We start from the raw sequence: 13,108 nt of genomic DNA, 5'->3' as shown, positions 1-13,108 counted from the left end.
CGCAACCGTAATACGGCGCCTCGACTCCCGTCGCACGCCGTCCCGTTGGCGCTCAGCACCGTGGGGCTCACGCCTCCAGGCCGAGGCTCCAGTCCCCCGCTCTCCCGACGAGCGAGACGGAACTGAGCGGGTTGGCCTCGATCCGCCAGTACGCGTGCGGCGGCGCCTTGAGTGCGTAGCACAGGGCGGCCCGCACGACCGCCGGCTCCGCCACGGCGACGATCCAGCCCGTCTCACCGAGCGGACGGGTGTCGAGCCATCCCCCGATCCGCTGGATGAAGCCGAGGAGCGACTCCCCGCCGTGCGGCGCGCTGCGCGGGTCGGCGACCCACTGGTCGACGGAGTGCGACTCGACGGCCGCGACCTCCTGGAGCGTGTAGCCGCGCCAGCGGCCCATGTCGCAGTCGCGCAGGGCCGGTTGGGCGAGCGGGGCGAGCCCGAGGAGGTCGCCGGTCTCCCGGCAGCGGGGAGACGGTGAGCAGTACCGCATCTCCGCCGCCGCGAGGTGCGCAAGGAGCGGGACCCTGCGGCGCACCTCGTGCCACCCGGGTTGGTCGAGCGGACGCTCGTCGTCGAAGCGCACGTCGAGCAGGCTCGAACTCCGCCCCGCCGCAAGCAGCGTCACACGAAGGTGCATTGGCCGATACTAGGCGCGCCACGCCGGTTGTTCGAGACCCCGTCGGCAGTTCGGGAGCAGTACGGGGTCAGGTCCCCGTGCCTCCGAAGGCGGCCATCCACCGCTCGGGATCGGCGAGTTGGGAGAAACCGCTCTTACGGTAGAGGGCGTGCGCGTCCTCGGTGCACAGCAGGGTCCGCCGCACCCCGTACTCGTGCAGCCGCGCACGCACGGCCGCGACGAGCGCCGTCCCCACGCCCGCACCGCGCGCACCGCGCTCCACGTAGACGTCGCAGAGCCAGGCGAACGTCGCGCCGTCCGTCACAACCCGCGCGTACGCCACCTGCTCGCCCGAACCCGCGTCGTACACACCGAAGTTGAGCGAGCCGTCGATCGCCCTGTCCTGTGTCTCGCGGGGACGCCCCAGCGCCCAGTACGCGTCCTGCGAGAGCCAGCCGTGGACCTTGTCGCGGTCCAACCTGCCGACGTCGACCGAGAGTTCGTAGGGCGCTGGAAGGGTCGGCTGCTCGTCCATGGCGGCCATCGTGCCACGCTCCCCGCAGCCGCAACCACGCTACGTGAACGCGACGGGGGCCGCCCGTCGCCGTAGCCTGGGAGGAGAGCCATCCGCCGGCCACGCGACCGGGCGGTCGCGGTCCGCCGGCCCCTGCGAGCGGCAAGGAGGCTCCGATGCAGGCGACAGCAGGCGACCGGCTCCTGATGCACGGCAGGGCGGTCGGACAGCACGACCGCGCCGCGCAGGTCCTGGAGGTCCTCGGCACGGAGGGCGAGCCGCCGTACCGCGTGCGCTTCGAGGACGACGGCCACGAAGCCGTCGTCGCGCCAGGACCCGACTGCGTCAAGGAGACGCCGAACCAGCCGCGCCCCAACCGCTGAGCACCGTACGGCGGAGGCGGTTTCACTCCCTGCCGGCGAACACGCCGTCGCCGGTGAAGACGCGTCCGGCGAAGCGCTCGCCGATGCGGCGGTGCGTGGCCGCGTCCGGGTGGAGGCCGTCGGGGAGCGGCAGTTCGGACGCGTCCGCCTCGCCGTAGAGGTCGCGCCCGTCGAGGTAGGCGAGGTGCGCGTCCTCGACAGCCCGCTGCTCGACGATCCTGGCCAGCTCCTCGCGGACGACGTTGAGCGTGAGCTTCCCCGCGGCTCGCTCCTCCGGGTCGCCCGTCGCCCGGAATTGGAGTCGCCCCTCGGCCATCAGGGAGAAGTCGGGTGCGGCCGGCCCCGGGGTGTCCTCGTGTATCGGGCACAGCAGGGGCGAGACGACGAGCAGCGGCGTCGTCGGGTGGCCCTCACGGATCGTGTCGAGAAACCCGTGGACGGCGGGGACGAAGGCGCGCAGCCGCATCAGGTCCGCGTTGACGAGGTTGAGGCCGATCTTGACGCTGATCATGTCGGCGGGCGTGTCCCTGAGAGTCCGCGCCGTGAACGGATCGAGGAGGGCGCTGCCGCCGTAGCCGAGGTTGACGAGCTCCACGCCGCCGAGGGAGGCGGCGAGCGCGGGCCAGGTGGCCGTCGGGCTCGCGGCGTCGGAGCCGTGGCTGATCGAACTGCCGTGGTGCAGCCAGACGTTGCGCCCGCGGTCGGCTGCCGGCTCGACGGGCGCGTCGGTACGCAGGGCCACGAGCTCCGTCGCCTCGTTGTGCGGCAGCCAGATCTCGACGTCCTTCGCGCGGGCGGGCAGGCCGTCGAAGCGGAGGGTGCCGACCGGGCCGGTACGGGTCTCCGCGGTTCCGGCGGTCATGTCGATCACCAGGGTGCTGCCGCCCACCACGCTCCCCTGGTCCACCAGGCGGCCGTCGACGAGCAGGTCGTAGAGGCCGTCCGGACGCGGCGGGGCGCCCACGTAGGTGCGCTTGGTGGGAAGGGTGTCGAGCTCGACCGCGGTGGCCCGGGTGCGGAAGGCGAGCCGCACGCCCGACGTCTGGGCCTCGGCCATGAGGAGCTGCCCGTCGGCGCCCTGCGCGCGGGCGCGCGCCGGCAGCCTGTGCGGGCGGACGCCCTGGTCGGTGTACTCCAACTCCAGAGCTCCGCGCACGAGTTCGGGCGTCAGGGGGGTGGTGGTCCAGTCGTTGCTCATTGCCTCAGCCTGTCGGTCAGGGGCTCCGTCCGCCGCGGACGGAGGCGGGGTCAGGGAGTGGGACGGTGCCTTAGCAGCGCGTCGAGGCGGTCGAGGGCCCAGGCCCAGGACTCCTCGGCCGGGACGGCGGTGTGCTCGAATCCTCCGGAAGCCTCCAGGCTGATGTAGCCGTGGAAGACACTGCCCAACAGCCGGACGGCGTGGGTCTCTTCGGGTTCCGTCAGGTCGTAGCCGCGCAGGATCGCGCGCGTCATCTGCGCGTGTTTCACGCCTGCGCTCCTCGCCGCCGCCTCGGGGTCGAGGCGCAGACGCGCCGCTGTGTAACGGCCGGGGTGCTCTCGCGCGTAGTCGCGGTAGGCGTGGGCGAACGCGGCGAGCGCGTCCCTGCCCGCGCGGCCCGCGAGGGCGTCGGCGACGCGGTCGGCGAGCTCGTCGAGCGCCAGGAGGGCGATCCTCGTCCTGAGGTCGTGTGAGCCCTTGAGGTGCGAGTACAGGCTCGCGACCTTGACGTCGAACCGCCGCGCCAGCGCCGAGACCGTCACGTGCTCGAAGCCGACCTCGTCGGCGAGTTCCGCGCCCGCCTCGGTGAGGCGCTCGGCCGTGAGCCCTGCGCGTGCCATATGGTGCCTCCCGTTTTCCGACACCCACTCTGCATCCACCTAAGGGGTTTAGGCAAACAGGAGACGGCCCCCGCCCGCCGCGGGACGGGGGCCGCGCGTCTAGCGGAGCACCGCGCGGTGCCCGTAGTGATCGCGGACGACGGCGTCCATCGCCCCGATCACGTCCTGCGACACCTCCAGCGCGGAGAAGAAGGCGTGCCCCCGCACCTCGGGAAACCGCCGGCAGAGGGAGAGATGGCGCGAGAGCTCGTCCGGGTCCTGCCACTCAGCGGACTGCTCCGGATCACCGGCCTTGTAGAGGGCCTCGCCGACGTAGAGGTCGACGCCCGTACCGCGTACCGTCCGCACCCACCAGCGCGCCAACTCCGCGTAGTCGGCGGCGGGGAAGCCGATGTTCCAGTAAAGCTGCGGGACGAGGTAGTCGACCCATCCGCCGCGCGCCCACTTCCGGGTGTCCGCGTACAGGTCGTCGTAGGTCGTGACCCCCGCCTCCGTCGCCGACCCCCGCGGATCGGTGGCCGCGTTCCGCCAGACGCCGAAGGGACTGACGCCGAAGCGGACGCCCGGCCGCAACCGCCGCACCCGCAGCGCCGTCTCCTGAACGAGCAGGTCGACGTTGGCCCGGCGCCAGGAGGCGACGTCGGGAAAGCCGCGGCCGTACTCGGCGAACGCCGCCGCGTCGTCGAACTCCTCGCCCTCGACCGGGTACGGGTAGAAGTAGTCGTCCCAGTGCACGCCGTCGAGCGGATGCCGGCGGACGGCGTCGACCATCGCCACCTGCACGAAGCGCCGCACCTCGGGGATGCCCGGGTTGTAGTAGAGCTGCCCGCCGTAGGAGACGGCCCACTCGGGGTGCAGCCGCGCGGGATGGTCGGCGGCGAGCCGCGACGGGTCGTCGTGCAGCGCGATGCGGTACGGGTTGAACCACCCCTCGATCCGCAGCCCCCGCCGGTGCGCCTCCCGGACGGCGAACTCGACGGGCCGCCAGCCGGGGTCGCGCCCCTGCTCCCCCGTGAGCCACTCCGACCACGGCTCGTACGGCGATTCCCACAGCGCGTCGGCGGTCGGACGGACCTGGAAGTAGACGGTGTTCAGGCGGCGCTCGACCGCCGCGTCGAGATGGGCGAGGAGCTCGGCCCGCTGCTCGGCCGGCGGGAGTCCCGGGGCGCTCGGCCAGTCCCTGTTGTCGACGGTCGCGAGCCACATGGCGCGCACCTCCGTCGGCCTGTGCCCGGCTGCTCCGCCGGCCGTGCCGCGCTCCGTGGCGGCGGCCGGCGGCGCGAGGGCGCCGGTGAGGCCCGCCGCGGCGCCGAGGCCGCCGACCGCGAAGGTTCTTCGTGTGAGATGACCCATGGGTTCCCCTCGATCCTGGCCTCCCCGTTGAGGCCGCGCGGCAGATCATCGGCGCCCGCACCCAGCACGGACAACCCCGCGTGCACACCCGCACGCGGAGTGCTGCGTGCCGCGGGCCACACCCGACGCGTGTGCGGGCACAGTTCGGGGGTAACGTCGGGCGGCGAGACGGCGTGGGCCCGACCTGCGTCGGTGCAGGGGACCAGCGAGCAGCGAAAGGCACGATGTGACCGACATCGAACGCGTCGGAGTGGTGGGCTGTGGCCAGATGGGCGCCGGCATCGCCGAGGTCTGCGCCCGAGCCGGGCTGGAGGTCAAGGTCGCCGAGACCACGGGGGAGGCGCTGGAGTTCGGCCGTACACGGCTGGTGAACTCCCTCGAGAAGGCCGCGGAGCGCGGGAAGCTCAGCGCGGAGGAGCGGGACGCCGTCCTCGACCGCCTCACCTTCACCACCGACCTCGGCGACTTCGCCGACCGCGATTTGGTCATCGAGGCGGTGATCGAGAGCGAGCAGGTGAAGACGGAGATCTTCCAGGTCCTCGACCAGGTCGTCGTGCGGCCCGACGCGATCCTCGCCTCCAACACCTCTTCCATTCCGCTGGTGAAGCTCGCTGTGGCCACCTCCCGCCCGGACCAGGTCATCGGCATCCACTTCTTCAACCCCGCGCCCGTGCAGAAGCTCGTCGAGCTCATCCCCGCACTGACCACCGGCGAGGAGACGATCCGCCGCGCCGAGGCCGCCGTCGGGGAACTCCTCGGCAAGCACACGATCAGGGCGCAGGACCGGTCGGGCTTCGTCGTCAACGCGCTGCTCATCCCGTACCTTCTCTCCGCCATACGGATGTTCGAGTCCGGGATCGCCAGCCGGGAGGACATCGACAACGGCATGGAGCTCGGCTGCGCCCACCCCATGGGCCCGCTCAAGCTCTCCGACCTCATCGGCCTCGACACCGTCGCCTCGGTCGCCGACTCCATGTACGCCGAGTTCAAGGAGCCGCTCTACGCCGCTCCCCCGCTGCTCCAGCGGATGGTCGACGCGGGCCGCCTCGGCCGCAAGACGCAGGCCGGGTTCTACACGTACTGACCGTCCGGGGTGCTGCGGCTGCGGCCCCGGCCTCCCGCCGAGCGGGTCGGCCCCCACCTCTGCGGCATATCCCGCCGCTGGTCGCCGACTTGAACCGGCGGCATCACGCCTCCGTCCTGCTGCCGCGGTCGCTCGGGCAGGGGCCGTACCCGCCGATCGGCAGGTACGACTCGACGAACCCGCGTTGCTCGGCAGCGCTGCCCCCGGTTGCGACGCCCAACCGATTCCGCCCACGCGGCGATCGACCGGGCGAGCGTCGGCCCCTCTGCTGGTCCCCGGCAGGAGAGGAACGTCGTCGAGGGGACGATCAACGAGCTCGGGGCCCGGCTGGGCGCCACCGTCCGACAGTGTCCGGACGGCTGCCTCGCCATTCACATGCGCGCCTCGGTGATCTGGACGGAGGCCACCGGCAGCGTCGTGCTTCCCGAACGCCGGGCACGGGACTTCGTGGCTCTGCCCTGGCTGCGGGGTTCCGAGCCGCGGCCGCGGGCTTATTCAGGGGGCTTCAGCCCGACGGGCTGCCTCTCGCGGTCGGTGACTCCCATCCCCGCCGGTGCCGCGTTGCTCGACCTCGTGCGGCTGCGCGGGCAGGACCTCGCCGTGAGAAGGACGAGCGTGATGTGCTGCCGGCATGGCTGTGCACCTCGGCCGTGAAGGGGGAGTCGGGCAGCACGGGACGCTGCCGGTGGGCCGTCTGAGACGGTTTCTGCCGGCTCGACGCTGCCGCCGGGCAAGCGGTACCGGTGCGGCATGAGCGGGGTTTCCCGCGCGTACCGTGCGCTTGCGAGGCGGCTCGGGGCTGTGGCGAAAGAGAGCAATACGGAAGAAGCGCGCGGCGTGCGCGGGTGCATACGGTTTCTTCGGTGCGGGGCGAAGTCCCGCTCGTCCACCGTCAGTTCCAGCTCTCTGTTCGGAGTCCCCATGCCGCTCGAAGTGGTGCGTCTCGTCGCCCAGTGCCTCACCGGCGTCTTTCTCGCAAGGTGCCTCCCCGCTCGCGGCCGCCTTCCGATGGCGGCCACCCCGCTGTCGCCGGGTTCCACCGGCGTCCAAGGCGCACCGGAGACAGCCGAGCGGGACGCGCGACGCACCGGAGGGCGCTCCCCAGCGGGAAGCGCCCTCCGAAGGCGCGCCGGCCGACCGTCCGATCGACACGGCCGTGCACGCTCACACCCCCCGAAGCACCGCCCCCGTCTCCTCGACGGCGGCCGCTACCGCAGCGTCGCGGGCCTCGCTCGCCTCGGCCGCGGTGAGCGTCCGGTCAGCGGCGCGGAAGCGGAGTGCGTAGGCCAGGGACTTCCTCCCGGCACCGAGCTGCTCACCGGTGAACACGTCGAAGAGCCGCAGCGACTCCAGGAGTTGGCCGGCGCCGCGGCGCAGCGCCTGCTCGACCTCGACCGCAGGCACCTGTCCGTCGACGACGAGCGCCACGTCCTGCGTTGCCACCGGAAAGGTCGAGATGTGCCGCGAGCGGACGGGTCCGGAGCCGGCCCTTGCGAGGAGGTCGAGGTCGAGCTCCATCGCGCTGGTGCGGGCAGGCAGGCCGAGTTCCTTGAGCACCCTCGGGTGGAGCTCGCCCGCGTGGCCCACGAGCCGCCGCTCACCGTCGACCTGCACCGAGAGCACGGCGCACCTGCCCGGGTGCCAGGGCGCGTGCTGCCCGTTGCCGACGAGCAGTTCGGCCCCTGCCTCGTCCGCCACGCGGCGCGCCGCCTCCACGGCGTCGGCCCAACCGCCCGGCGTCTCACCGCCCCACCAGCCACCGCGATCGCGCGGTCCCGCGAGGACGGCGGCGACGTGCCGCGGCTGTTCCGGGAGAGCGGCGTCGAGCGCCGCGATCTCCTCGTCGGAGGGCCGACGGTCCACGGGGAGCCGCACGGCAGGCGGCTCCTCGCCGCTCGGCAGGAAGACCAGCCCCGTCTCGAAGAGCGCCACACCGGTGCCGTGCGCCTGGCTCCCGCGGCCTTCGTTGCGGCGGAGCGCCGTGAGCAGGCCGGGCAGCAGCGTGGTGCGCAGACCTGGCTCCTCCTCCGAGAGCGGGTTGGCGAGCATGACCGTCCGGCGCCTCGCATCGTCCGCCTCGAACCCGAGCGCGTCGAGGAGTTCCTGCCCGAGGAAGGGGTAGGTCGGCGTCTCCACGTACCCGTCGGCCGCGAGCGCCCGGCCCACCCTGCGGTGGAGCCGCTGCCGCTCGGTGAGGCCGCGGCCGGACGGCGGGCGGGGCAGCCGGACCGGCAGGTTGTGGTAACCCTCCAGCCGGATGACCTCCTCCGTGAGGTCCGCCGGGTCGGTGAGGTCCGGGCGCCAGGAGGGCGGCGTGACGGTCAACTCGTCCTGCCCGTAGACATCGCAGCCCACCTGGTGGAGGCGGCGCACCACCGTCTCGCGACCGTACTCCTGCCCCGCCGTGCGGTCGGGCAGGTCCGCGGGGATGACGATCGTCTGCGGCTCCCGTGCGCTGCTCACCTCGGTGACACCGCGCCCGGCCGTTCCGCCCCCGAGGAGCTCCAGAAGGTCGACGGTGCGCTGCGCCGCGGAGGCCGCAGCCTGCGGGTCGACACCGCGCTCCCACCGCTTCGCAGCCTCGCTCGGCAGCTTGTGGCGTCGCACGGACCGGGCGATCGGGACGGGCGCGAAGTGCGCCGCCTCGACGACGATCTCGGTCGTCCCCTCCCAGCGACCGCTCTCCGCGTCGAAGGCCGGGTCGACGATCTCGCTGTACGCCCCGCCCATCACGCCGGCGAGACCGATCGGCCCCCGCGCGTCGGCGATCACCAAGTCCTCGGCGTGCAGGGTGCGTTCGACGGCGTCCAGAGTGGTGAGCTTCTCGCCCCGCTCCGCGCGGCGCACGGTGATCGGCCCGTCGAGCCGGTCCCGGTCGTAGGCGTGGAGCGGACTGCCCAGCTCCAGCATCACGTAGTTGGTGATATCCACCGGCAGCGAAACGGGACGCATCCCCGCCTTCTGCAACCGGCGCTTCATCCAGATCGGGGTCCGCGCTTCCGGCCGCACACCGCTGACGGTCCGCGCCGTGAAACGGTCGCAGGCGTGACGGTCGACCACCTCGACGGGGTAACCGTCGGCGTTCGGCGCCGGCACGTCGATGAGCGCCGGGTCACGCAGCGGCACCCCGTAGGCGGTCGCGGCCTCGCGGGCGAGGCCGCGCAGCGAGAGGCAGTAGCCGCGGTCGGGGGTGACGGCGATGTCGAGGACGTCGTCGACGAGTTCGAGGAGTGCGACCGCGTCCGTGCCTGCCTCGTGCTCCGGCGGGAGCACGATGATGCCTGCGTGGTCGTCTCCCATCTCCAGCTCGCGCTCGGAGCAGATCATGCCTTCGGAGACCTTGCCGTAGGTCTTCCGCGCCGAGATCGCGAAGTCCCCGGGAAGCACGGCACCCGGCAGCGCCACGACGACCTTGTCGCCGACGGCGAAGTTGCGTGCGCCGCAGATGATGTTCTGCGGCTCGCCCGAGCCGTTGGCCTTCCCGACATCGACCTGGCAGTACCGGATCGGCTTCTTGAACTCCGTCAACTCCTCGATGGCGAGGACCTCGCCGACGACGAGCGGCCCGGTCAGATCGGCACCGAGCCGATCGACGGTCTCCACCTCGAGCCCCGCGTCGACGAGCCGGGCAGCGACCTGCCGCCCGGTCTCCCCCGCCGGCAGGTCCACGTACTCCCTAAGCCAGGAAAGGGGGGCGCGCATCAGATCTCCATCCCGAACGGCAGGGTGAAGCGCACGTCACCCTCGATCATGTCTCGCATGTCCTCGACGCTGTGGCGGAACATCAGCATCCGCTCGATACCGAACCCGAAGGCGAACCCGCTGTACCGCTCCGGGTCGACCCCGCATGCCCTGAGCACACGCGGGTTGACCATGCCGCAGCCACCGAGCTCGATCCACCCCTCGCTGTTGCAGGTACGGCAGGGCTGCTCTGGGTTGCCGACGGAAGCACCCCGGCACACGTAGCAGACCATGTCCATCTCGGCCGACGGCTCGGTGAACGGGAAGTAGCTCGGCCGCAGGCGCGTGTGCATGCCCTCGCCGAGCAGCGAGCGCACCATGTGGTCGAGGGTGCCGCGCAGGTCGGCCATGGTGAGGCCCTCGTCGATGGCGAGCAGTTCGACCTGGTTGAAGACCGGTGTGTGCGTGGCGTCGAGCTCGTCGGTCCGGTAGACCCGGCCGGGGCAGATCACGTACAGCGGCGGCTCGCGGTCGAGCATGCTGCGGATCTGCACGGGCGAGGTGTGCGTCCGCAGCACGACGCCGGAGTCCCCGGCAGCGCTACCGGAGTCCTTCGACGAGCGGCCCTCGCCCGCCTGGACGAAGAAGGTGTCCTGCATGGAACGCGCGGGGTGGTCGGGGTCGAGGTTGAGCGCATCGAAGTTGAACCACTCCGCCTCCACCTCAGGCCCCTCGGCGACGGAGTAGCCCATCGCCACGAAGACATCCTCGATCCGCTCGGAGAGGGTGGTGAGCGGATGGCGCGCGCCCCGCGGACGGCGATCGTAGGGCAGCGTGACGTCGACGGACTCCTCGGCGAGGACCCGCTCGTCCCGTTCCCGCTCCAGCTCCTCCTGCCGAGCCTTGAGCGCCTTGTTGACGGCGCCGCGCGCCTGCCCGACACGCTTGCCCGCCTCCGCCTTGGCGTGCGGGGGCAGCGCACCGATCTCGCGGTTGGCGAGGGCGAGCGGGGAACGGTCGCCCGCATGTGCGGTCTTGACCTCGCGCAGCTCCTCAAGATCGCCGGCCGCGGCGACGGCGGCGACGGCCTCGTCCCGCGCGCGGTCGATCTGTTCCGGTTTCAGTGCCTCGACCTCGACAGGGTCGTACGACTTGTTGGGTGCCGACATCTCTTCCCGTGTTTCCGATTGGATGGCTGCGCGCTCAGGAGGGCCGCTCGCAGACTGCCGTCCGGCTTCGTGCCGGTGCCGGTCGCGCCGGTCCCCGCGGCGTCCACACGCGAGTGTAATTGGGGGCGTCCGGCGCCCCTGAACGCGGATGACTTGGCGTACGGGCCGGGCACCTGCGGGAGAAGCGGGCGCGCGGCGGACACGCCGGCTGGGAGAGCCCGTGGGCGGCGCTTCAGGCCAGTACGGCCGGGGCGCCCACGGGCAGGGTAAATCGGAACTCGGCGCCGCCCGCGGGCGGGCGGCCGACGGTGATGGTGCCGCCGTGCGCCTCCACGATGCCCTTCACGATGTAGAGGCCGAGGCCGGTACCTCCGCGCTTGCTACCACGCCAGAACCGGGTGAAGACGCGGCTCATCGACTCCTCGGGGATGCCGGGGCCTTCGTCTCGCACGGTCACTGCCGTCCCTTCCTCCTGGGAGCGGTTGGGAGCCGAGGCCACCTCGATGGTGACCGTTCCCTCCCCGTGGCGCACGGCGTTTTCCAGCAGGTTGCCGAGCACCTGGTCGATCTTGTCCGGGTCGGCCCAGAGCGCCGGGAGCTCCTCCGAGATGTGCACGGAGAACCGTTCCGCCCGCTCACCCGCCGCCAGATAACCGTCGACGTGCCGCCGGACCGCCTGCTCCAACCGTACCGGCTGCCGACGCACCTCCAACCGCCCGGAGTCGATCCGCGAGATGTCGAGGAGCTCGGCGATGAGCCGGGTGACGCGGTTCGCGTCCGCGTGGACGGTCTCCAGCATCAGCCGCTTCTGGTCGTCGGTGAACCGCTGCCACTTCGCGAGGAGCGTGGCGGTGAACCCTTTCACCGAGGTGAGCGGCGAGCGCAGCTCGTGCGCGACGGTGGCGATCAGCTCCGCGTGGCTCCGCTCGGTCCGCCGCCGCGCCTCCGTCCCGCGCAGCGTGACGACGAGACGCTCGACGGGACCGAGCCGCCACGGTCTGACGTAGCGGGCGGAGACGAGCACCTCACGCCCGCCCGGCAGCAGCAGGTTCCGCTCCGGCTGACCGCTGCGGATCGCGATCCCGCCGTAGGGATCGGTCGAGGCCCACCAGCGGCAGCCCTCCATGTCCTCGAGCGGTAGGGCACGCTCGATCGGCTGCCCGATCGCGTCGCCGGCGCTGATACCGGTGATCCGTACAGCCGCCGCGTTGAAGCAGACGACGAGGCCGGCGTCGTCCGCGATGACGAGGCCGTCGGGAAGATCGTCCGGGTGGAGACCGGCGAGCGAGCGTCGGAGTGCCGCCGCGGCACCCGGCCCCGAGAGCCACGGCGGCTCAGTGCACGACTCGTCCGGCTCCTCGCCGGCACCCTCGACTCCGTTGCGCGGCGCCGCCCCCGCGCCCCGCGCGGCACCGTACGCACGGCCGCCCGAGGCCGTCACGTCCATACGGGACCCCCTAGTCGCCCCTCCCGCCGGGCTCGACAGCTCCCGACGCTCTGCGGGCCACACTACAAGCCATGGCCGACACGGGAACTCCCCGCAGTACAGCGGCAGATGGAGCGCTCCCGTCCACCGCGCGGAGGGGCGTCCGCACGCCCGGCGCAGGAGGCAGGGCCGCAGCAGGCGAAACGGGTCAGCGCTGTGCGCGGGCCGAGGCGTAGAGGCAGACCGCGGCCGCCGTGGCCAGGTTGAGGCTCTCCGCCCTGCCGTGGAGCGGAACCCGGACCACCTCGTCGGCGAGCGCCGCGGTCTCCTTCGGCAGCCCCCACGCCTCGTTGCCGAAGACCCAGGCGGTGGGGCGGCCCATGGCGCCGGCGTCGAGCTCCTCGTCGAGGTCGCGCTCGCCGCCCCCGTCGGCGGCGAGCACCCGCACCCCGGCCGCGTTGAGCTCCCGCACCGCCTGCTCGGCAGGTACGCCGACGGCGACGGGCAGGTGGAAGAGCGAGCCGGCCGAGGCGCGCACCGCCTTGGGGTTGTAGACGTCGACGGAAGCGTCGGTGAGCACGACCGCGTCGGCACCCGCGGCATCCGCGCAGCGCAGCACGGTCCCGGCGTTCCCCGGGTCGCGGACGTGGGCGAGGACGGCCACGAGGGTCGGGCGCGCACCCGCGATCTCGCTCATCGGCCGGTCGAGGAACCGGCAGACGCCGATGAGCCCCTGCGGCGTGACCGTCTGCGCGATGTCGGCCATCGTCCCGTCGGCGGCGAAGTGCACCCGCGCACCCGCCTCGTGGGCGGCGGCGAGGATCTCCTCGTACCGCTCCGCGGCGTCGACCGTCGCGAAGAGCTCGACGAGCGAGGCCCCTCCCTCGGGCCCGCGGTGCGCCACCGCCTCGCGCACCGCCTGCGGCCCCTCGGCGAGGAACCTGCGCTCCTTGGCCCGGAGCCCTCTGCGCGCCAGCCGCCGAGCCGCAGCGACGTGCGGGGAACGCGGGGAGATCGGCTGAGGGCTGGCCATGTGCGGCGGCTCGCTTCCGGTGGATGGGATG

The 13,108-nt window shown here is 72.6% G+C and carries 11 protein-coding genes; 2 read left to right on the top strand and 9 right to left on the bottom strand.

Annotated features, from left to right (window positions below):
* Window positions 1–67 precede the first annotated feature (67 nt).
* Both F603_RS0101330 and F603_RS0101325 read right to left on the bottom strand, forming a co-directional pair.
* Window positions 68–637 carry a histidine phosphatase family protein gene (locus F603_RS0101330; RefSeq protein ID WP_026328049.1) on the bottom strand — a complete coding sequence of 190 codons (570 nt, stop codon included), beginning with the start codon at window positions 635–637 and terminating at the stop codon, window positions 68–70.
* Between the two features lie 67 nt (window positions 638–704).
* A complete protein-coding gene (locus F603_RS0101325; RefSeq protein ID WP_037955186.1) occupies window positions 705–1,151 on the bottom strand; it encodes a GNAT family N-acetyltransferase in 447 nt (148 codons plus the stop codon).
* Window positions 1,152–1,306: 155 nt separating this feature from the next.
* On the opposite strand from F603_RS0101325, the gene F603_RS0101320 reads away from it, so the two are divergent.
* The gene (locus tag F603_RS0101320; RefSeq protein ID WP_019544213.1) at window positions 1,307–1,513 is read left to right on the top strand and encodes a DUF1918 domain-containing protein; all 207 of its coding nucleotides are present in this window, start codon (window positions 1,307–1,309) and stop codon (window positions 1,511–1,513) included.
* 22 nt (window positions 1,514–1,535) lie between these two features.
* Here the strand turns inward: F603_RS0101320 and F603_RS0101315 are convergent, their stop codons facing one another.
* From F603_RS0101315 to F603_RS0101305, 3 genes are all read right to left on the bottom strand, one after another.
* Window positions 1,536–2,711 (bottom strand): GDSL-type esterase/lipase family protein, encoded by a 1,176-nt coding sequence (locus F603_RS0101315; protein ID WP_019544212.1) that lies wholly within the window; start codon window positions 2,709–2,711, stop codon window positions 1,536–1,538.
* A 50-nt stretch (window positions 2,712–2,761) separates the two neighbouring features.
* Entirely contained in the window at window positions 2,762–3,331 is a 570-nt protein-coding gene (locus F603_RS0101310; protein ID WP_019544211.1) for a TetR/AcrR family transcriptional regulator, read from the bottom strand.
* Window positions 3,332–3,430: 99 nt separating this feature from the next.
* On the bottom strand, window positions 3,431–4,684 hold the full coding sequence (locus F603_RS0101305; RefSeq protein ID WP_019544210.1) for a glycoside hydrolase family 10-like protein: 1,254 nt from the start codon (window positions 4,682–4,684) through the stop codon (window positions 3,431–3,433).
* A gap of 226 nt (window positions 4,685–4,910) precedes the next feature.
* Between F603_RS0101305 and F603_RS0101300 the strand changes: the two genes are divergently transcribed.
* Window positions 4,911–5,768 (top strand): 3-hydroxybutyryl-CoA dehydrogenase, encoded by an 858-nt coding sequence (locus tag F603_RS0101300; protein ID WP_019544209.1) that lies wholly within the window; start codon window positions 4,911–4,913, stop codon window positions 5,766–5,768.
* 1,164 nt (window positions 5,769–6,932) lie between these two features.
* Here the strand turns inward: F603_RS0101300 and pheT are convergent.
* From pheT to F603_RS0101270, 4 genes are all read right to left on the bottom strand, one after another.
* Complete coding sequence (gene pheT, locus F603_RS0101285; RefSeq protein ID WP_026328048.1) at window positions 6,933–9,470, bottom strand: phenylalanine--tRNA ligase subunit beta; 2,538 nt, start codon at window positions 9,468–9,470, stop codon at window positions 6,933–6,935.
* Complete coding sequence (pheS, locus tag F603_RS0101280) at window positions 9,470–10,618, bottom strand: phenylalanine--tRNA ligase subunit alpha (protein ID WP_019544205.1); 1,149 nt, start codon at window positions 10,616–10,618, stop codon at window positions 9,470–9,472. The genes pheT and pheS overlap by 1 nt, the downstream gene beginning before the upstream one ends.
* 232 nt (window positions 10,619–10,850) lie before the next feature.
* Complete coding sequence (locus F603_RS0101275) at window positions 10,851–12,065, bottom strand: sensor histidine kinase (protein WP_019544204.1); 1,215 nt, start codon at window positions 12,063–12,065, stop codon at window positions 10,851–10,853.
* 187 nt (window positions 12,066–12,252) lie between these two features.
* Entirely contained in the window at window positions 12,253–13,077 is an 825-nt protein-coding gene (locus tag F603_RS0101270; protein WP_019544203.1) for a TrmH family RNA methyltransferase, read from the bottom strand.
* Window positions 13,078–13,108: the final 31 nt, after the last annotated feature.

Source organism: Streptomyces sulphureus DSM 40104, from assembly GCF_000381025.1.
GTDB classification, from domain to species: domain Bacteria; phylum Actinomycetota; class Actinomycetes; order Streptomycetales; family Streptomycetaceae; genus Streptomyces; species Streptomyces sulphureus.
Note: the sequence above shows the minus strand (reverse complement) of the source record. Positions and strands in the feature narration are given on the sequence as shown.